Source organism: Sphingomonas sp. Leaf37, from assembly GCF_920939475.1.
GTDB lineage: Bacteria > Pseudomonadota > Alphaproteobacteria > Sphingomonadales > Sphingomonadaceae > Sphingomonas.
In genome coordinates this window covers 37,868-58,292 of sequence record NZ_CAKLAX010000004.1, presented here as the reverse complement: position 1 = coordinate 58,292, position 20,425 = coordinate 37,868, and the positions used below count along the sequence as shown (strand labels likewise).

15 protein-coding genes and 1 tRNA gene are annotated in these 20,425 nt (G+C 69.0%); 10 read left to right on the top strand and 6 right to left on the bottom strand.

The genetic code is table 11. The annotated features are described in order from the left end of the window. Positions 1 to 26: 26 nt before the first annotated feature. Together LRA87_RS14150 and LRA87_RS14145 are read right to left on the bottom strand one after the other, a co-directional pair. A complete protein-coding gene (locus LRA87_RS14150) occupies positions 27 to 2,525 on the bottom strand; it encodes an ABC transporter permease (protein WP_230632418.1) in 2,499 nt (832 codons plus the stop codon). After that, positions 2,522 to 3,184, bottom strand: a complete 663-nt coding sequence (locus tag LRA87_RS14145) for an ABC transporter ATP-binding protein (RefSeq protein WP_230632414.1) — start codon at positions 3,182 to 3,184, stop codon at positions 2,522 to 2,524. Before LRA87_RS14145 ends, LRA87_RS14150 begins: the two co-directional genes overlap by 4 nt. A gap of 25 nt (positions 3,185 to 3,209) precedes the next feature. Here LRA87_RS14145 and LRA87_RS14140 point away from each other — a divergent pair, with 25 nt between their 5' ends. Together LRA87_RS14140 and LRA87_RS14135 are read left to right on the top strand one after the other, a co-directional pair. Continuing rightward, positions 3,210 to 3,914, top strand: coding sequence for an arylesterase (locus LRA87_RS14140; RefSeq protein ID WP_230632412.1), 705 nt, complete (start codon positions 3,210 to 3,212; stop codon positions 3,912 to 3,914). A 70-nt stretch (positions 3,915 to 3,984) separates the two neighbouring features. Then, complete coding sequence (locus LRA87_RS14135) at positions 3,985 to 4,239, top strand: glutaredoxin domain-containing protein (RefSeq protein WP_230632410.1); 255 nt, start codon at positions 3,985 to 3,987, stop codon at positions 4,237 to 4,239. 54 nt (positions 4,240 to 4,293) lie between these two features. Here the strand turns inward: LRA87_RS14135 and LRA87_RS14130 are convergent, their stop codons facing one another. Then, the gene (locus tag LRA87_RS14130; protein WP_443024887.1) at positions 4,294 to 7,008 is read right to left on the bottom strand and encodes an exo-rhamnogalacturonan lyase family protein; all 2,715 of its coding nucleotides are present in this window, start codon (positions 7,006 to 7,008) and stop codon (positions 4,294 to 4,296) included. A gap of 11 nt (positions 7,009 to 7,019) precedes the next feature. Further along, a complete protein-coding gene (locus tag LRA87_RS14125; protein ID WP_230632406.1) occupies positions 7,020 to 7,670 on the bottom strand; it encodes a DUF6250 domain-containing protein in 651 nt (216 codons plus the stop codon). 171 nt (positions 7,671 to 7,841) lie between these two features. Between LRA87_RS14125 and LRA87_RS14120 the strand changes: the two genes are divergently transcribed. The 8 genes from LRA87_RS14120 (at position 7,842) to treY (ending at position 19,766) form a co-directional block, all read left to right on the top strand. After that, entirely contained in the window at positions 7,842 to 8,627 is a 786-nt protein-coding gene (locus LRA87_RS14120; protein WP_230632405.1) for a rhamnogalacturonan acetylesterase, read from the top strand. Further along, entirely contained in the window at positions 8,618 to 9,892 is a 1,275-nt protein-coding gene (locus LRA87_RS14115) for a rhamnogalacturonan acetylesterase (RefSeq protein ID WP_230632403.1), read from the top strand. The genes LRA87_RS14120 and LRA87_RS14115 overlap by 10 nt, the downstream gene beginning before the upstream one ends. 1 nt (position 9,893) lies before the next feature. After that, a complete protein-coding gene (locus tag LRA87_RS14110; RefSeq protein ID WP_230632402.1) occupies positions 9,894 to 10,841 on the top strand; it encodes an alpha/beta hydrolase in 948 nt (315 codons plus the stop codon). Between the two features lie 49 nt (positions 10,842 to 10,890). Next, positions 10,891 to 11,445 (top strand): DNA-3-methyladenine glycosylase, encoded by a 555-nt coding sequence (locus LRA87_RS14105; RefSeq protein ID WP_230632401.1) that lies wholly within the window; start codon positions 10,891 to 10,893, stop codon positions 11,443 to 11,445. Positions 11,446 to 11,514: 69 nt separating this feature from the next. Further along, complete coding sequence (glgX, locus tag LRA87_RS14100; protein WP_230632399.1) at positions 11,515 to 13,626, top strand: glycogen debranching protein GlgX; 2,112 nt, start codon at positions 11,515 to 11,517, stop codon at positions 13,624 to 13,626. After that, positions 13,623 to 15,317, top strand: coding sequence for a malto-oligosyltrehalose trehalohydrolase (gene treZ, locus LRA87_RS14095; protein WP_230632397.1), 1,695 nt, complete (start codon positions 13,623 to 13,625; stop codon positions 15,315 to 15,317). Before glgX ends, treZ begins: the two co-directional genes overlap by 4 nt. Positions 15,318 to 15,585: 268 nt before the next feature. Further along, a complete protein-coding gene (gene malQ / locus LRA87_RS14090; protein ID WP_230632395.1) occupies positions 15,586 to 17,481 on the top strand; it encodes a 4-alpha-glucanotransferase in 1,896 nt (631 codons plus the stop codon). Beyond that, positions 17,478 to 19,766: a malto-oligosyltrehalose synthase gene (gene treY / locus LRA87_RS14085; protein ID WP_230632393.1), complete on the top strand. Its 2,289-nt coding sequence runs from the start codon at positions 17,478 to 17,480 to the stop codon at positions 19,764 to 19,766. The genes malQ and treY overlap by 4 nt, the downstream gene beginning before the upstream one ends. Positions 19,767 to 19,829: 63 nt before the next feature. Here the strand turns inward: treY and LRA87_RS14080 are convergent. Both LRA87_RS14080 and cpdR read right to left on the bottom strand, forming a co-directional pair. Beyond that, a tRNA-Val gene (locus tag LRA87_RS14080) sits at positions 19,830 to 19,904 on the bottom strand. Positions 19,905 to 19,963: 59 nt separating this feature from the next. After that, a complete protein-coding gene (gene cpdR / locus LRA87_RS14075; protein ID WP_230632391.1) occupies positions 19,964 to 20,341 on the bottom strand; it encodes a cell cycle two-component system response regulator CpdR in 378 nt (125 codons plus the stop codon). Positions 20,342 to 20,425 lie beyond the last annotated feature (84 nt).

Below are 20,425 nucleotides of genomic sequence, written 5' to 3'. Positions count from 1 at the left end.
GCTAAAGGAAAGGAGGCGTTCGCGCCTCACACCTGTCGCAACGCCCGCGCCGGGCGGATGCTCAGGATCGGCCATGCGCCGACCAGACCGATCGCCAGCGTGATCCCCAGCCCTGCCAGCAGCGTCATCCCCACCGCCACCGCATCCGGTGCCCAGGCGAAGTCGAACAGCCGCGCCACGACATACCATGCGCCGCCGAGGCCCAGCGCCAGCGCGACCAGCGTCACCACCGCGCCCAGCAGCAGATATTCCAGCGCCTGCACCGCGAGCAACTGCAACCGCGTCGCCCCCAGCGTGCGAAGGATCACCGCGTCGTAGGTCCTTGCCTCCCGCGCCGCCGCGATGGCGCCGACCAGCACCGCGATACCCGCTGCGACCGCGACGCCCGCCGCGGCGGCGATGGCGGCGGCAACCTGTCCTACGAGGTCGCGAACCTGCGCCAGCACACCGCGCACCTCGATCACCGACACCGATGGGAAGGGTGCCAGCAGTGCGCGCGTCACCCGTCCCTCCGCCCCGGTCGGCAGGTCGATCGTCGCGGCAAGGTTGTGCGGTGCATCGGCCAGCGTATTCGGTGAAAAGACCAGCACGAAGTTGAAGCCCAGCGTATCCCATTCGATCTCGCGAAACGATGCAACCCGCGCGGTGCGCTCGACCCCCAGCAGGCTGACGGTCAGCGGATCGCCGATCCGCAGCGTCAGCGCCTGCGCCAGCCGCTCGTCGACCGATACCAGCGGCGGGCCGGTGTAATCGCGTGGCCACCAGCGGCCCGCGGTGAGCGTACTCCCGTCGGGCAGGGTGGCGGCGTAGGTCAGGCCACGCTCGCCGCGCAACGCCCATGCCCCTTCGGGCAGCGTCTTGAGGTCGGCCACGCGGACGTCCTTGTACGCGGTGATCGTGCCGCGCAGGATCGGCACCGTCTTCACCGTTGCGGCAGGAGCGGCGGCGGAGACGATGCGGCGGAACTCCGCCTCGCGCGGACGCGGCACGTCGAGCGCGAACAGCGCCGGGGCACGGGCGGGAACGGTAGTGGCGATGTTCGCGTCGATGCTGGTGCGGATCGCGGCGAGCAGCACGAACAATGTCAGGCCGAGGCCGAGCGCCACGACCAGCGCCTCGGTGCGCGCGCCGGGCCGATGCAGCGCGGCGATGGCGAGGCGGAGCAGCGGCCGTCGCGATGCGGGCAATCGCCGTGCGACGCTGCGCACCAGCCGTCCCAGGCCGGCGAGCAGCAGCAACGCCCCCGCCACCGCGGCGAGGAAGATCGCCGCCATCCCCGGTTGCGCCGACGTGGCGACGGCGAGCGCCACCGCGGCGCCCCCTGCCACCAGTGCGACGATACGCCCGCGCCACGAACTCGCCCGCATTGGCGCCAGCGCACCGCGCAGCAGGCCGGCGGCCGGCGTCGCCCCTGCGGCGGCGAGCGGGGGCGCGGCGAAGGCGGCGGCGATCAGCAGGCCATAGGCGGCGGCGCGGACGAGGGGCCATGCCTCCAGCGTGAGTTCGGGAACGACCGGCAATGCGCCCGCCAGTGCCTTACCCAGCAGCGGCACCGCGAGGATACCGATGGCCAGCCCGCCGGCGACGCCTGCCGATGCCGCCGCACCGATCTCGATCGCATAGACACGGGCGACGTCGGCGGTGGTGGCGCCGAGAACCTTGAGCGTGGCGATTCCACCGCGCCGGGCAGCGAGGAACGACGCGACGCCGTTGCCGACACCGATGCCGGCGATGGCGAGCGCGGCGAGGCCGACCAGCGTCAGGAACTCCCCCATCCGGTCGACGAAGCGCGACGCACCGGGCGAGGCGCGATTGCGCGTCTTCGCTTCCCAGCCGCCGGCCGGATAGGCGTCGCGGAACCGTTCGGATACCGCCGCAGGGTCCCGTCCCGCGGGCAGGCGAAGGCGGTAGCGGGTATCGTACAGACTGCCGGGCTGGATCAATCGCGTGACGGGAAGCGTCTGCATCGCCACGATCGCGACCGGGCCGAGCGTGAATCCCTCCCCCAGCCGGTCCGGCTCGTCGGCGATGACGCCGGCGACGGTCAGCGTCGCCGGGCCCACCTTGAACGACGCGCCACGCTTCAGGCCAAGCCGCTCGGCCAGCGCCGGGACGATCCAGGCCTGTCCCGGCAACGGTCCGGCGACCCTGCGACCATCCGTCAGCGTGATACGGCCATACAGCGGATAGGCGCCGTCGACGGCCTTCAGCTGGATCGGCGCCGCCACGCCGCCGGCAACGGCATTCGCCTGCATCCGGATCGTCTCCGACACCGCACCCGCGCGCTGCATCGCCGCCAGTTCCGCACGCACTGCACGACGTTGCGACACCGCGAATTCGACGTCGCCACCCAGGATCACCGCACCGCGCGAGGCGAGTTCGCGGCCGACGGCATCGGCAAGCCCTCCGATCGCCGCCAGCGCGCCGACGCCAAGCAGCAGGCACACGACCAGCAGCCGCAGCCCGCGAAACCGCCAGTCCAGCTCGCGCCGCGCCAGCGTCCAGGCGAAACCCCAGCGGCTCACACGATCCGCCCGTCGGCCAGCGTCACGACCCGGTCGCACCGCCCGGCAAGGCTGCGATCGTGCGTGATCACGACGAGCGTCGCACCGATCGCGGTACGGCGGGCGAACAGCAGGTCCATGATCGCGGCACCCGTCGCCGTATCGAGATTGCCGGTCGGTTCGTCGGCGAACACCAGCGGCGGGCGTGGACCCAGCGCGCGGGCGATGGCGACGCGCTGCTGCTCGCCGCCCGACAATTGCGAGGGATAATGGTCGAGGCGGTGGCCAAGGCCGACGGCGGCCAGTTCCTCGGCCGCGCGGTCCCACGCATCGTCGGCACCGGCCAGCTCCATCGGCACCGCGACATTCTCGCGCGCGGTCATGGTGGGTAGCAGGTGAAAGGCTTGCAGGACGATGCCGATCCGTCCGCGGCGGGCACGGGCCAGCGCGTCTTCGTCGAGTACGCCGAAATCGAGCCCGTCGACGCGGACGCTGCCGCCGCTCGCCCGCTCCAGCCCGGCCAGCACCGCCATCAGCGACGACTTGCCCGACCCCGATGCACCGAGCAGCGCAACGCTTTCTCCGGGGGCGACGGACAGGTCGATACCGCGCAGGATCGTGGTTTCGCCCAGCGTCAGCGTGACATCGCGGGCAGCGATCACCATAGCGGATTGGGTCATGACGGAAGGAACAGCCTTGCAAGGGATGAAGCGCTATGCGGCAGGCGCCGCGATCGTCCAAGCCCTGTTGCCGGGTCTGTTGCTGGCGGGCTGCGATCGCACCGCGCCCTCCCCCGCCCCGACCGCGACACCGACCGAAGCCGCAGTGACGCGCCCGGCCGGACCGGAGCGACTGGTGCTGGCGTTCGGCGACAGCCTGTACGCCGGATACGGGCTGGACCGTGGGCAAAGCCTTCCCGACGCGATCCAGACGCGGCTGCGGCGCGACGGCATCAATGCGACGATCGTCAACGCCGGCGTATCGGGCGACACCAGTGCGGCCGGACGGCAGCGGCTGGGGTTCGTGCTCGACAATCTGCCGCGCAAGCCCGACCTTGTGCTGCTCGGCCTCGGCGGCAACGACGTCCTGCGGCAGATCCCGGCGGCGGAGACGCGGGCGAACATGACCGCGATGCTGGACGAACTGCGCAAGCGGGGCGTGCCGGTGATGCTCACCGGTATGAAGGCGCCACCCAATCTGGGTGCGGACTATGTCGCGGCGTTCGACGGCATCTGGCCCGATCTGGCGAAACGGGATCGGGCCGGACTGTACCCGTTCATCCTCGACGGCGTTATCGGCAATCCCGGGCTGATGCAGGCCGACCGGGTGCATCCGAACGCCGCGGGCGTGAACCGCATCGCCGACCGCGTGACGCCGCTGGTTGCGGAACGGCTGACGGCGGCGGAGTGACGGCGGCGGGGTGACGGAACGTCGCGGTTCGCGCTTCGCTTAACCCCCCGAACCCTCGAAAGGATTATCCATGGCCGAAAGCCGCAAAGCCACCCTGTACCGCATGGTGCTGCCCGATCACACCTGCCCCTTCGGCGTACGCGCCAAGCAGATCCTGCAGGCGGAGGGGTTCGAGGTCGACGACCGGATCCTGCGTTCGCGCGAGGAGGTCGAGGCGTTCAAGGCGGAACACGGCGTGGCGACGACGCCGCTGGTGTTCATCGACGGCGAACAGATCGGCGGCAGCGACGATCTGGAGCGCTATCTGGCGAGCGAAGACATCTGAGCCTTACGTCCCCGGCAGCGACCGGGGACGTGGGAAGGGGGACGCGCCGGCTTCCTAATCCCGCCCATTGTCCTTTGCACGCTTGCGCCCCGGCGCATCGGGCGCGACGATCGGTATCCGGTCCAGCGCCTCCGGCACCAGCGCGAGCGTCTGGATCGCCGCCAGTCCCCATTGCGACGCCGCGTTGGTCGACACGCCGGGCCATTCCAGCACCCCGGCGACCTCCCGCCGCGGATCGGCCGGCCACGTCCCCAGCCCCGCATCGCCCGACAGGAATTCCCCCGCCGCGCGCATCGCGAGCGCGGGATCCTTGTCCTCGAACGCGGCATAGGCGGTCAGCCGCGAATGCCCCTCGCGCAGGTTGCGCGGCCCGAACGGCGCACCGAATTTGGCGAGATAGTCGGCCTGTGGCGCATTGTACCAGCGACAATAGTCCAGCCACGCCGCGCGATATCGCGGCACGTCGAGCAACCGGATCAATTCGCTGTTGACCTCCACCGCGCCGAACACCGCATTCAGGTGCGACAGCCCGATCTTGCGGTTCTGGTCGATGAATCGCCCGGACGCCATGTCGAACGGCGCGCTGCCGGTCAGCCAGCCGTGCGGCAGGCGGCCGATCGTGTCGAGCCCGGCGAGGATGCGGTCGCGCCAGCGGGTGTCGCCGGTCCTCTCCCACTCCGTCAGCCACGCCGCCGCCAGCGGGGACCACGTCGTGCCGAACGTCATCTCGATCGTCCCGGCGGGCAGGACGGGACGCTTCGCTCCCGGCACCTTGCGGCCGATCTCCACCCGCGTCAGCGCCTGATCCGAGGTGACGAGGTCGCGCAGCAGATCGCCGACGCGCTCGTCCGCGGTCAGATAATAGAAGATCCGGCGATAGCTGGCGTTGCTGACCCGCGGCTGTTTGGAACTGTCACTCCAATGCTGGACCCCATGCCGCGTGCCGAGCCCGCGGAAGCGACCCGTGTGATAGACGTCGACCTCTCCCGTGTGCCGCGTCATCGCCTCGGCGAGGCGGAATGCCTGCGCGTCGCCGGTCCGCAACACCTGCGTCCACAGCCACAGGTCGGGAGACAATTCGCTGTTCGCCCAGGCGAAGCCGCCGATGTCGTAGCGCCACTGGTGCCGGTCGGCGTCATAGGTGTGCATGACGTCGCCGTGGTTCCAGAACCCGTACCACGACCGCCGGTCGACCTCGCCCGCATAGAAGTCGATCAGGTCGACCAGCTGGTCCTCGATCGCCGTGCGGTTCGGCGTCGTACGATCGGGCAGGCTCCAGTCGCCGAACACCCGTGCGGCGTGCAGATGCGCCGGCGCCGCCATCAGCTGCGGCGGCTGCGCCTGCATCGTCGCCAGCGCCGCGAGCGTCCCGGTCGGCGGCGTCGCGGGAAATGCCCACACCATCAGCTCGCTGGTGCGCGCCACACCCGAAGCATCGTCCCAACCCGGTTCGTAATCCTCGTAGGTGACCGACAGCCCTTCGTTCTGCGCGTCATAACCGCCCATGCCCATGACACCGTGATACGGCCGCAGGTCCATCGCCGGAGCGTCCGGCGACCACAGCCAGGCGGTCAGCCGGGCGGTGTCGCCGGCCGCGCCGTCGATGTGCAGCGCGGTCGGGTGGCGCTGCCAGAAATAGCGCACGCCGATCGCCGCGCCCCCGCTCGGCCCGCCGACATAGGCGAGGCCGGGCGCGCGGCTGCCCTCCGTGCTATCGACCCAGCCCTGCCCGGGCCCGGTGCGCTTGGTGATGGCAAAGCCGTTGGCGTTGGGCTGTTCGAGGCGAAAGTCGCCCCAGGCGGGGATACGTTCCAGCGTATCGCGCACAGCAGGCGCCATCTCGCCGAGCGGCGGAACGGCACGGCCGGCGATCTGCGCGTCGCGGAACGCCTTGCCGGGATCGCGACGCAGGCCGGTAAGCGGACGGACGCCCTCGGCGAACGTCTGGCGATCGGTGGCGATGCGGACGTGGCGGTCGTGCAGCGCGCCGGTCATCGGCACCGCCGCCTGAACACCGAGCGCCGACAGGAAATCCTTCGACACGTCGCCGTCGAAGATCACGCTGTGGACGATGCGCAATCCGGCCGAGCCCGCATAGGCGTAGAGCCGCACCGTGAACGGCATCCAGCGCCGTGTGCCGGCGGCATGATGCCCCTCGATCTTCACCACCGCGCGTACCGGCCCGCGCTGTTCGATCGTGACGCGGTCGATGCTGCCGCCGAAGGGGACGGGATCGCCATGCATCGGGTCGCTGCGCACCGCACCGACCAGCGACACCGGGCCGAGGACCGGCCTGCCGCCCTGGCTGGCGGAACGGATCAGCGCATCGCCCGATTTCGCGATGTCCCAGCGCAGATCCCCAGTCTGGATAACGATCGCGTCGGCCGTTTCGGACACGCGCACCGGTTGCTTCGGCGCGGTTTCCCGCCCGCGGGTGACCGTGAGGTCGGCGGCGGAGACGTCGGCGGGAATCGCATGCGCGGTCCATTTGACCGACCCGTCCGGCCATGTCGCGCTGATCCAGCTTTGCGCCGGCACCGCAATGCCGGCCGCCTGTACCGCGAGGCGGGTGTTGCGCTTCAGCACGCCGCGTGGCCACGCCACCCCGAACGTTTGTCCCGCATGCATCGCCGGTGCGGCGCCATCGATCCAGCGGACCGGGGCCGGGGCGAACGCTGAAACGGCGGCGGCGTCGGCTCCGGCCGGCAACCACATCGCGGCCCCGCCGAACAGCCCGGCCCTGATCGTGTCGCGTCGGTTGAGGTGCATGCGTCTCTCCATCAGCGCTGCGTCACCGACACGCGGCGGATACGCAGGTGGCTCCAGGTGGTGCGCAGCCCCCAGTGGCCACGCGAATAGGGTTGGTCGTCGGCCAGCGTGAACAGCCGCTTTCCGTCGCGCTCGACCGCCACGATACGTCCGTTGGCGATCAGCCGGATGCGTGTCCACACATTGGGCCGCAGCATGGCGGCCGGGGTGCCGAGGTCGTGTTCGGGCAACAGCGGCCGGTTGCCCGGCTGGCCGATGTAGCGTCGGAAGCGCGTAGTCGTGTTCCGGTTACCGCCGATGCCGACATAATAGGTGCGAAGGTCGTCATATGCGGCAAAGCCGCCGCTGCGGGGATGCGCCAGAACCGATCCGCCATCCGCATCGGTCGCCATCCAGAACGCGTTGAGGTCGCTGACTGCGTCGTTTGGCCCGCCGGCGGACACCGCCATCGCCTCGAAACTGATCGTCACCGGCGCGGTGATCGCCTGCCGCCACCACAGCGTCAGCCCCTTGGGCGTGTCGATATCGATGATGCCGCCGCGGACGTTGACGCGCGCATCCGGGGATTCCGCCTCGACACGCCAGTCGGACAGGCTCGGAGAGGCGGACACCGCAGCCGGTGTCGCCGCCATGATCGCCAGGACCGCCAGTCGTCTAAGCAAGGCTCCATCTCCTTCGCAGCGCTCTGTCGGCGCGACACGATGCTTAGAACTCCCGATCGGGCATGCCAAGTCTATCCCGGATAATCGTTTCATGTTCCACATATTGGCAGTTGCGCATCGTCGTGGCCGGACGCATGATGCGGTACAAAGACGTATGATGTGGAGAGTGGCATGAGGATGCGGTGGCTCGGCGCGGCGGCGATGATCGCGCTTACGGGAGCGGCGGACCCCGTCCCGCCGCGGATCTTCATCGCCAGCGATTCGACGGCGCAGGACTACAAGCCGGAAAAATACCCGCAGTCCGGCTGGGGCACGATGTTGCGTTGCGCTGCGCCCGGCGTGACGATCGAGAATCGCGCGATCGGCGGCCGCAGCACCAACAGCTTCATCCGCGAGGGCCGGCTCGACAAGATCGCCGCCGATCTGCGCAAGGGCGATACGCTGCTGATCCAGTTCGGCCACAACGATGCCAGCGTCGACAAGCCGGAACGCTACACGACCATCGACCAATATAAGGCGAACCTTCGCCGTATGCTCGACGTCGCGAAGACGGCGGGCGCCAGGGCGGTGATCCTGACGCCGGTCGCCCGCCGCGATTTCAGGTCGGGTGTCGAACAGCCCAGCTTCCCGACCTATGCCGATGCCGCGCGTGAAGTGGCGAAGGCCACGCGCACGCCGCTGCTCGACCTCGGCAAGGCGTCGCAGGCGATGGTGCAGGCGGCGGGGCCGGACGCGTCCAGGGCCTATTATTTGCATTACGACGGGGCGGCGGGTGCGCCCGGCTATCCGAACGGCGTGTCCGACGACACGCATTTCAGCGAACTGGGCGCGCGCAAGATCGCCGATCTGGTCGCCGTCGGCCTCAAGGCGACACGCCTGCCGGTCGCCAGGCGGATCACGCCGCACGTCCCCGCGCTGACGCGCACGACCCCGGCGGGCGGCCCGTCATGCGGGTGATGCTGGCCGGCGCCTTGCTGCTTCTCGCGTCACCGGCCGAAGCCGCAGCCCGGTCGAACGACGTCGCACCCTCCAGCACGAACGCGGCGGTCCGCAGCTTCACCTTTGGCGACGCAGCGAAGAACGGCGGCGGCGCAGCGAGGAACGACAGCATCGCCGTGCCGGCAGGTCGCCCCTACGCGGATGGCTACGGCTACGAACCCGGCTCGGCCGCGCTGTTCTCCGTCGCAGCGGCACCCGGCAATTATCGCGTCACCGTGACGCTCGGCCGCCGCGGTGCGGCCTCCACCTCGACGATCAAGGCGGAATCCCGCCGGCTGATGCTCGACGCCGTTTCCGTTCCGGCCGGCCGCAGCATGACGCGAAGCTTCATCGTCAACGTCCGCGACGCGGCGCTGACGCCGCCCCCCGCGAATGCGCCCGGCGGCACCAGGGTTCTGCTGAAGCCGCGCGAGCGCAACTCGCTCAACTGGGACGACCGGCTGACGCTGGAACTTCTCGGCGATCGGCCATCCGCGATCCGGATCGAACCGGTCGCCGTTCCCACGATCTTTCTGCTCGGCGATTCCACGGTCACCGACCAGCCGGCCGAACCCGCGGCCAGCTGGGGCCAGATGCTACCCATCTTCCTCAAACCCGATATCGCGGTGGCCAACCATGCGGAATCGGGCGAGACGCTGAAATCGTTCATGGCCGAGCTGCGCTTCGCCAAGGTGCTGGAATCGGTAAAGCCCGGCGATATCGCGCTGATCCAGTTCGGCCACAACGACCAGAAGGTGCAATGGCCGCAGACCTATGCGGCGGCAGAGACGACGTATCGCGACTATCTGCGCGCATGGATCGCCGAATTCCGGCGGCGCGGCGTCACTCCGATCCTCGTCACCTCGCCCGAGCGGCGGGCGTGGACCGGCGACCGGATCAAGCCGACGCTGGGCGACTATGCGGCAGCGGTAAAGGCGGTCGGCGAAACGGAACGCGTACCGGTCATCGATCTCAACGCCGCAAGCATCGCCTTCTACGAAGCGCTGGGTCCGGCGCGGGCGCCGCTGGCGTTCAACGACGGCGGCAAGGATGCCACGCACCACGACAATTATGGCGCGTGGGTCCTCGCCCGCATCATCGCACAGGGACTGGCGGGGCAGCCCGCGGCGACGCACCTGCGCGACGATATCGGCCGGTTCGATCCCACGCATCCGCCCGATCCCGCGACCTTCCGGGTCGCCGCCAGCGTGACGCGCGATGCCACTCGACCCGACGGGAATTGAGATGACCGACCGACGCACCCTGATCGCCGGCGGCCTCGCCGCGCTGCTGCCGCTCCGCGTGTCGGCGCAGGCAACGGCCGAACGCTTCCCGCTCTGGCCGAAGGCGGCACCGGGCGGCGAAGGTCGCGCCATCGCCGATCAATGGGTCAAGCGCTCGCCCACCGGCGGCGCGGACGATATCGCCTGGCCGCACGTCGCGACGCCGATGCTTACCGTGGTACGTCCCACGAAACCGAACGGCGCGGCGGTATTGATCTGCCCCGGCGGCGGCTATGCCCGGGTCGCGGTGGGCCGCACCGGCGGCGGCATCGCGCGCGAATTCGCGAACCGGGGATTCACGGCGTTCGAGATGCTCTATCGCCTGCCGCACGATGGCTGGGCTGCTGGGCCGGACGTCGCGTTGCAGGATGCGCAGCGGGCGATGCGGGTGATCCGTGCCGGTGCGCAGCGGTTCGGAATCGATCCCGCGAAGGTTGCGGTCACCGGCTTTTCCGCTGGCGGCCATGTCGCGGCACGATTGGCCGCACGCGCGAGCGTGCGGGTCTACGATCCCGTCGACGCGGCGGATACGCTGTCGGCGCGGCCGGACGTGGCCGGGCTGTTCTTCCCGGTCATCACGATGCTCGACGACGGCGTCCATGCCCAGTCGCGTCGCGAACTGCTCGGCACGCACGCCGCCGGGGCCGGCTGGCAGCGACGCTATTCCGCGCAGCTCGACCTGCCCGCGGACATGCCGCCGACCTTCGTCGCGGCGAACGCCGACGATCCGGTGGTGCCGGCGCGCAATGCCGTGCTGATGTACGAAGCGTTGAAGGCAGCGAAGACGCCCGCCGAATTGATGATCTTCGAACGCGGCGGCCACGGTCCACCCGCACCCTATCGCAACGGCAAGGCAGTGCCGTGGATGGACCTGTTCGTCGACTGGGCAGGCGATCACGGCTGGGCGTGACCGCGGCACCGACGTTGCACCTGCCTCGCGACCGCTTACCTGCGACACGATGCCGTTGCCCCGCGCCTTTTTCGACCGGGCGGTCGACCACGTCGCGCGCGACCTGATCGGCGCGACGCTGCTGGTCGATGGCGTCGGCGGGATCATCGTCGAAACCGAAGCCTATGACACCGACGACCCCGCCTCGCACAGCGCACGCGGTCCGACGCCGCGCAACGCCGCGATGTTCGGCCCGGCTGGCCATGCCTATGTCTATCGCAGCTACGGCATCCACTGGTGTTTCAACATCGTCTGCCGTCCGGGCAGCGCCGTCCTGATCCGGGCGATCGAACCGACCCACGGCCTCGATACGATGATTGCCCGCCGCCGTCTCGGCGACCCGCGCCTGCTGTGCGCCGGGCCGGGCCGGCTGTGTCAGGCGCTCGGCGTCGACAAGACGCTGGATCATGCCCCGCTCGACGGCCCGCCCTTCACCCTCGAACCCGCACCCGCCCCGTCGTCGATCCACATCGGCCCTCGCATCGGCATTACCCTCGCCACCGATACGCCATGGCGCTTCTGCCGCACCGGATCGCGATTTCTCAGCAAACCACCACGCTCCTGAAACCGATACGGGACCTTCCATGCTGCACCTGCGTTCTCGGCCAGCAAAACCATCACGGGGGTTCCAGACTTGCACGCATTGCCCGACCGGCTCGATCCGGGCTCGCCCTACCCTCTCGGCGCCACATTCGACGGGCTCGGCGTCAACTTCGCGGTCTTTTCGGCCAACGCCGACGCCATCGAACTGTGCCTGTTCGATCCCTCCGGCAAGCGCGAACTGCAACGTATCCGCCTGCCAGAATGCACCGACGAGGTGTGGCATGGCTATCTGCCCGATGCCGCGCCGGGCCTGCTCTACGGCTATCGCGCACATGGCCGCTACGAGCCGGAGAACGGCCACCGCTTCAATCCCAACAAGCTGCTGCTCGACCCGTATGCGCGCAAGCTGCACGGCCAGATCAAATGGACCGACGCGCTGCACGGCTACAAGGTCGGTCACGCGAAGGAGGACCTGAGCTTCGACAAGCGCGACAGCGCGCCGGCGATGCCGAAGGCGGTGGTGGTCGACGACCATTGGGACTGGTCGCGCGATACGAAGCCGAACACGCCGTGGTCGGAAACGGTCATCTACGAGGCGCACGTCAAGGGCCTGACCAAGCTGATGGAGCTGGTGCCGCCGCGCGAACGCGGCACCTATGCGGCGTTGGGACATCCCGCGGTCATCAAGCATTTGAAGCATATCGGCGTCACCGCCCTCGAACTGCTGCCGATCCAGACGTTCACACAGGACCGTTTCCTCCAGGAAAAGGGCCTGAAGAACTATTGGGGCTATAACACGCTCGGCTTCTTCGCGCCCGAACAGGCGTATATGTCGACCGAGAGCCAGGACGAGCTACGCCGCGCCGTCCATCGACTGCACAAGGCGGGGATCGAGGTGATCCTCGACGTCGTCTACAACCACACCTGCGAAGGGTCGGAGAAGGGGCCGACGCTGTCATGGCGCGGACTCGACAATGCGAGCTACTACCGGCTGGTCAAGGATCAGCCGCGCTATTCGATCAACGACACCGGCACCGGCAACACGCTGAACCTCAGCAAGGCGCGCGTCATCCAGATGGTGACGGACTCGCTGCGGTACTGGGCAACGAGCTTCGGCATCGACGGATTCCGCTTCGATCTCGGCCTGACGCTGGGGCGTGAGGATCATGGCTTCGATCCCGGCGCGGCGTTTTTCGACGTGGTGCGGCAGGACCCGGTGCTCGGCCGGTTGAAGCTGATGGCGGAGCCGTGGGACGTCGGCCCCGGCGGTTACCAGCTCGGCAACTTCCCCCCCGGTTTCGCGGAGTGGAACGATAAGTATCGCGACACCGTCCGCCAGTTCTGGCGCGGCGAGCCCGGCCAGCGCGGCGACCTCGCCGGACGGCTGTCGGGATCGGGCGACCTGTTCGACCGTCGTTCGCGCCGGCCGTGGGCGAGCATCAACCTGATCTCCGCGCACGATGGCTTCACCCTCGCCGACACGGTGATGTACGAGGAACGCCACAACGAGGCCAACGGCGAGGACAATCGCGACGGCCACGACAACAACCATTCGCGCAACTGGGGGGTCGAGGGGCCGACCGACGATCCCGCGATCAACGATGCGCGCGGGCGCGTGCAGCGGTCGATGCTGACGACGCTGCTCGCCTCGCTCGGCACGCCGATGCTGGTCGCGGGCGACGAATTCGGCCGCACGCAGCAGGGCAACAACAACGCCTATTGTCAGGACAACGAGATCAGCTGGCTCGACTGGAACGCCGCCGCGACGCCGGAAGGGCAGACCCAGATCGATTTCGTCGCCCGCCTCGCCGATCTGCGCCGCCGTTACCCCGTGCTCCGCGCCGCGACCTTCCTGTACGGTCAGGATTCGCCCGGCCACGGCATCGACGACATCGAATGGTGGGACGAGCGCGGCCAGCAATTGTCGGCGGAGGACTGGCAGAACCCCGAAGGCCGCGCACTCATGATGCGCCGCGCGAGCTGCAACGACGTCGGCGAGATCGAGGCGGTGTCGCTGCTGGTCAACGGGTCGGAAGACCCGGTGACGTTCCACCTGCCGCCGCCGCACAGCCAGCGCACCGTATTGATCGACAGTGCCAGGCCCGATCAGGGCGAAGTCGCGATCGAAGACAGCTACGAAGTGTCGCCGCAGGGTGCGGTATTGCTGACCTGGACCGGCAGTTTCGAGGAGCCGTCGGCGTGAGCCGGCGCTGGGGCGCGGAACTCCGCGACGACGGCACCACCCGCTTCGCGCTCTGGGCGCCCGATCGCGACGCGGTGATGCTGGAGATCGATGGGGCCACGACGCTGGCGATGAGCGCGGACGGCGACGGCTGGTTCACGGCCACCGTCGCTGCCCCGGCCGGCACGCGATATCGGTTTCGCTGCGGCGACCTGATCGTACCCGATCCGGCGTCCCGGGCGCAGTCGGGCGGCGTCCACGGCTGGAGCCTCGTGATCGATCCCGCCTACCCCTGGTCCGTCGCCGACTGGCGCGGCCGTCCGTGGGAAGAGACGGTGCTGATCGAGCTGCACGCCGGCGTGCTCGGCGGCTTCCGCGGCGTGATGGACCAGATCCCGACACTTGCCGCGCTGGGTTTCACCGCCGTCGAACTGATGCCGGTCGGCGCGTTCGGGGGCACGCGCAACTGGGGCTATGACGGCGTCCTGCCCTATGCGCCCGCCGAGGCGTATGGCGCGCCCGCCGACCTCAAGGCGCTGGTCGACGAGGCGCATGCGTTCGGCGTGTCGGTGTTCCTCGACGTCGTCTACAATCACTTCGGGCCGGACGGGAATTACCTCAACGCCTATGCGGCGGACTTCTTCGACGCCGGGGTGGATACGCCATGGGGCGGCGCGGTCGCGGTCGCACGCGCGCCGGTGCACCGCTTCTTCGTCGACAACGCGTTGATGTGGCTCGGCGAATATCGCATCGACGGCCTCCGCTTCGACGCGGTGCACGCGATCGCCGATCCCGCCTTCCTCGACGCGATGGCGACGGAGGTGCGCGCAGCCTTCCCCGATCGCCACATTCACCTCGTCCTCGAAAACGAGGAAAACGACGCGGATCGCCTCGAGCATGGCGGTTACGACGCACAGTGGAACGACGATTTCCACAACGTCATGCACGTGCTGCTGACCGGCGAGACCAGCGCCTATTACGGCGACTTCGCCGACAGACCCGCCGAACGCCTCGCCCGCTGCCTGTCCGAAGGCTTCATCTATCAGGGCGAGGGGTCGCCCAACCACGACGGCAAACCGCGCGGCAAACCGAGCGCGCATCTGTCGCCGACGCGCTTCGTCGCGTTCCTCCAGAACCACGATCAGGTCGGCAACCGGGCGCTCGGCGAGCGGCTGACGCTGCTGACCGATACCGCACGCCTGCGCGCCGCCACCGCGCTGCTGCTGCTCGGCCCCCAGATCCCGCTGTTCTTCATGGGCGATGAACAGGGCAGCGAGAGCCCCTTCCTGTTCTTCACCGACTTCCACGACGAACTGGCGGACGCGGTGCGCGAAGGCCGGCGCAAGGAATTCGCCAAGTTCGACGCCTTCGCCGACCCCGCCGCGCGCGAACGCATCCCCGATCCCAACGCACTGGCCACCTTCGACCGCTCGCGTCCGCAGCCGGGACCCGATGCGACCGGCTGGCGCGACCTGATCCGCGACCTCATCGCGTTGCGCCAGTCCGCGATCGTCCCGCACCTTTCCGGCGCGAAGGCATTGGGCGCGGAGGCCACCGGCGACGCCGCCGTCACCGCCCGCTGGCAGCTGGGCGACGGCAGCATCCTGACGATTGCCATCGACCTCGCCTACGATCCCGATCCGTTGCCACAGGGCGACGGCGAACTCCTCCACGTCGAAGGCGAACGCTTCGCCGCGTGGATCGCGCGATGATGTTCGCGCGGAGGCGCGGAGGGCGCAGAGAGGGTGCGGGCGGGGCCGGCGGCAGACTTTCAAGAAGGTTGATCCACGCGGAGACGCGGAGACGCGGAGAGAAGAAGAGGAATGCCGGGGCCACGTTTCTCCTCCGCGTCTCCGCGTCTCCGCGTGAATCAAACTTCTTAGCTGCGCGGCTGAAGATCGCACCGCCGGCTCCACAGGCAAAGCTCCTCTGCGCCCTCCACGCCTCTGCGCGCACCAGCTGTTGGAAAGTGCAGTCCCGATGACGATCCTCGCCAAAGACGCCGCAGCAGCCGGTCTCCAGATCGAATGGGAGGACGCCGACGGCCAGCAGCATAGGGTCGCCGACGACACGATCCGCGCGATCCTCGACACGCTCGACACCCGTACGGACGGCATCCCCTTCGTCACTGCCGACGTCGGCAAGCCGGTCGCCATCGCCGCCAGACCCGGTCTCGCCACGCTGATCCTCGACGACGGCACCCGCACGACCGTCACCGTAGCGGCCGACGGCACGATCCCGCCGATCGCCACTCCCGGCTACCACCGCCTGGAAACCGACGACGGCGCGATCACCCTTGCCGTCGCGCCGGACCGATGCGTCCCCCCGCCCCACGGCCATAGCTGGGGACCGGCCGTGCAAATCCCGGCGCTGCGCGGCCGTGTCCCGACGCCTTATGGCGATCTCGGCACGCTCGTGGACGCTGCCCGGGCCTTTGCGAAGGCCGGCGCGGATGCGATCGCGATCAGCCCGACGCATGCCTTGTTCCCGACCGACGCCGGCCGGTTCAGTCCCTATGCGCCGTCGAGCCGCCTGTTCCACCACGCGCTGCTCGCCGATCCGACGCTGGCGGGCGTGTCGCCTGCGGCCGATGACGGCGGCGCGCTGATCGATTGGCGACGCGCCCTTCCCGCCCGCCTCTTGCAGCTTCGCCACGCCTTCGACGCGGCGCCTGCCGATCTGCTCGCCCGCTTCGAAGCCGACCGCGCCTTGCGACAGGACTGGAACGAGCACGCCCGCTACGACGCGCTCCACGCGCATTTCGGCACCCGCGGCTGGCAGGACTGGCCCGCCGAATATCACGACCCCGCCAGCGTCGCGGTCGAACGCTTCGCCGGAACCCACGCACAGGACGTCGCCTTCTACGCCTTCCTGCAATGGCTGGCCGAATGCAGCCTCGCCAACGCGCAGTCCGCCGCACGCGATGCCGGCATGCGGATCGGCCTGATCGCCGACCTCGCCGTGGGCATGGACGCGGGCGGCAGCCACGCCTGGAGCCGGCGCGGCGACCTGCTCACCGGGTTGTCGATCGGCGCGCCGCCCGATCCGCTCGGGCCGCAGGGGCAGAACTGGGGCATCACCGCGCTGTCGCCCTTCGCGCTGCGCCGCACCGGCTTCGACGCGTTCATCCGCACCGTCCGCGCCGCGCTGTGCCACGCCGGCGGCCTGCGCATCGACCATGCGCTGGGCCTCAAGCGGCTGTGGGTGATCCCCGATGGCGGCCGGGCGAGCGACGGCGCCTATCTGGCGATGCCGTTCGACGACCTGCTCCGCATCCTCGCGCTGGAATCGCATCGCGCCGGTGCGATCGTCATCGGCGAAGACCTCGGCACCGTGCCACCCGGATTCCGCGACACGATGGCGGCGAAGGGCATGCTCGGCATGCGCGTGCTGCCGTTCGAGCGCGACGCCAAGCGCTTCACGCCCTCGACCGATTGGGACGAACAGGCGGTGGCGATGACCGGCACGCATGACACCGCGACGCTGGCGGGCTGGTGGACCGGTCGCGACATCACCTGGAACCACAAGTTGAAGCGCAGCGACGGGGACGAACCTTCCGACCGCCTGCGCCGTATCGGCGAGAAGAAGGCGCTGTGGACCGCCTGCACGACCGCCGGCGTCGCCTCCGGGCCGGTGCCGCACGACGCAGCACCCGCAGTAGACGCGGCAATCGCCTTCACCGCGCAGGCGCGCTGCCCACTGACGATCGTGCCGCTGGAAGACCTGATCGGGATCGAGGAACAGCCCAACCTGCCCGGCACCACCGACGAACATCCCAACTGGCGTCGCCGCATGCCCGATACGACCGACGCGCTGCTCGCCCGTCCCGACGTCGCCCGCCGCACCGCCCTCCTCTCAGCAAAGACACCCCGATGACGCTTCCCCGCGCGACCTATCGCATCCAGTTCCACAAGGGCTTCACCTTTGCCGATGCGGAGGCGCTGGTCCCCTATCTCGATCGGCTCGGCATCAGCCACCTCTACGCCTCCCCCATCACGGTCGCCGCGGCGGGATCGACCCACGGTTACGACGTGATCGATCCGACGAGGATCAATCCCGAACTGGGCGGCGAAGACGCCTTCCGCAGCCTGGTCGCCGCGCTGCACGCGCGCGACATGGGCGTCGTCATCGACATCGTCCCCAACCACATGGGCGTGGCGGGCGGCGGCAATGCGTGGTGGAACGACGTGCTGGCGAAGGGGCGGGACAGCGAATACGCGCGGTTCTTCGATATCGACTGGTCGCGCCGCCTCGTCCTGCCGGTGCTCGGCGATACGTTGGCCACGACGGTGGCGAACGGTGACATTGCCGTCGAGGGCGACCGGATCGTCGCTTATGGCGAACATCGCTTCCCGATCCGCGCAGCCTCCGACACGAGCGACCTCGCCGCACTGCTCGACCAGCAGCATTACCGACTGGCCAGCTGGCGTGTCGCCAACGACGAACTCAACTGGCGCCGATTCTTCACGGTCAACGACCTCGCTGGCATCCGCATCGAGGACCCGGCGGTGTTCGACGCGACGCACGCGCTCTACTTCCGCCTGTACGACGAGGGACTGATCGAGGGCGTCCGCATCGACCATGTCGACGGCCTCACCGACCCGATCGGCTATTGCCGCAAGCTTCGCGACCGCCTCGGCCCCGACGCGTGGATCGTCATCGAGAAGATCCTCGGCGCGGGCGAAGGCCAGCCGGTCGGCTGGGGTATCGACGGCACCAGCGGCTACGACTTCATGGAACAGGTGGCGCTGCTGATCCACGATCCGCTTGGCGCGCTTCCGCTCGAGGAGCTGTGGCAGGATGTCAGCGGCCGTTATCAGGGGTTCGAAGCGGAGGAATTCGAGGCGCGGCAGGATCTGTTGTCGTGGCAATTCTCCGGCCAGCTCGACGCCTGCGTCGCCGCCTTCGCCGCACTCGACACCGACGAGGCCGTCACCACCGCCATGCTCCGCCGTGCGATCGAGCGGCTGTTGTGGGTATTCCCGGTCTATCGCACCTATGGCACCGGCGACGACGCCCCCGCCAGCGACGCGCGCATCCGCGGCATCGTCAGGGAACGCCTGTCGTGGCTGATCCCGCCCGGCGAGGCGCATGTGGTCGACCGCATCCTCGCGTGGCTCGCCGGTGACGGGCCGGGTGACGCGGCAGAGGCCGTCCGCCGCTTGCAGCAGCTATCCGCACCGATCGCGGCGAAATCGGTCGAGGACACGGCCTTCTACCGTTCCGGCCGTCTGCTCTCGCGCAACGATGTCGGCTTCGACGCCAACATCCTCGGTATCGGCCTGGACGAATTCCACACGCTGATGGTCGACCGCGCCCGCGACGTACCGCGTGCGATGCTGACCACCGCCACGCACGACCACAAACGGGGCGAGGACGTCCGCGCCCGGCTTGCGGTGCTCAGCACGATACCCGACGTCTGGCGCACCCGCGTCGAGGGGTGGGAGGCGATGTCCTTCGCGTGGAATCACGACGTCGATGGCGGCGACCGCTATATGCTGCTCCAGACCATCGTCGGCGCATGGCCGGCTGAGGGGGCGTCGGGAGACTTCGCCGATCGTCTCAAGGCATGGCAGCAGAAGGCGCTGCGCGAGGGCAAATTGCGCTCGTCATGGGAAGCCCCCGACGAAGCCTACGAAGCCGCCGCCGCCTCGCTCGTCGACAGCTATCTGTCCGACGATCGCTTCGTTGCGGAGGTGACCGCCTTCGTCGCCGACATCGCGGCCGCCGCGGACGCGAACACGCTCGTCCAGACCCTGCTCCGCTACACGGTGCCCGGTGTGCCGGACCTGTATCAGGGCACCGAGCTGGCGGACCTCAGCCTCGTCGATCCCGACAACCGCCGCCCGGTCGATTACGCCGCCCGTGCCGCATTGCTGGGGCGCGACGATGCTCCGGCCAAATTCCGCCTGATCGCCGATCTGCTGGCGTTGCGGCGCGCGCATCCCGGGCTGTTCGCCGCTGGCGATTACCGACCGGTGGCGGTCGAGGGCAGCGACCGCATCCTCGCCTTCACCCGCACCGCCGGTGGAAAGACGCTGAAGGTCGCGGCACTCGTTCGCGGCACCGCGATACCCGATGCGACCATCGCCTTCGACGATCAGCCCGTGTCTGCCCGCGACGCGTTCGGCGAGCGCGTCATCTGGTACGCCGTCACCTGATCGTCCGCGGCTTCCCAAAACAAAAAGGCCCCGAAAACCCGCAGGTTTTCGAGGCCCTTTCGATGGTGGGCGTGGCAAGGATTGAACTTGCGACCCCTGCGATGTCAACACAGTGCTCTACCACTGAGCTACACGCCCGCCGGAGGTGGGCCATTAGCCGGGGCTGGCCCGGCTGGCAAGCGGTCAATTCGGTAAAATTAGCTCAACCCACTAACACTACCCACCTCAAACACGCGGTCGACCTCGGCGACGAGATCGCGCAGGTGGAACGGCTTCGACAGGACCCGCGCATTGGGCATTTCCCGCCCGGCCTTCAGCGTCACCGCGGCAAAGCCGGTGATGAACATCACGCGCAGGCCCGGCACCATTTCGGCAGCGCGGCGCGCCAGTTCGATGCCGTCCATCTCGGGCATCACGATATCGGTCAGTAGCAGGTCGAACGTCTCGGTTTCGAGCAACGGGATCGCCGCCGTACCGCGATCCACAGGCGAAACGGCATAACCCGCACGTTCCAGCGCCCGCGTCAAATATTCGCGCATGATCTGGTCGTCTTCGGCCAGCAGGATTCTGATCATCGCTTCGTCGGTCCCCATTCGCGGCCGCATCTATGACGATGAGGTGTGAAGATTTCCAGAGCGCCGAACGCGCGAAACCGCTAA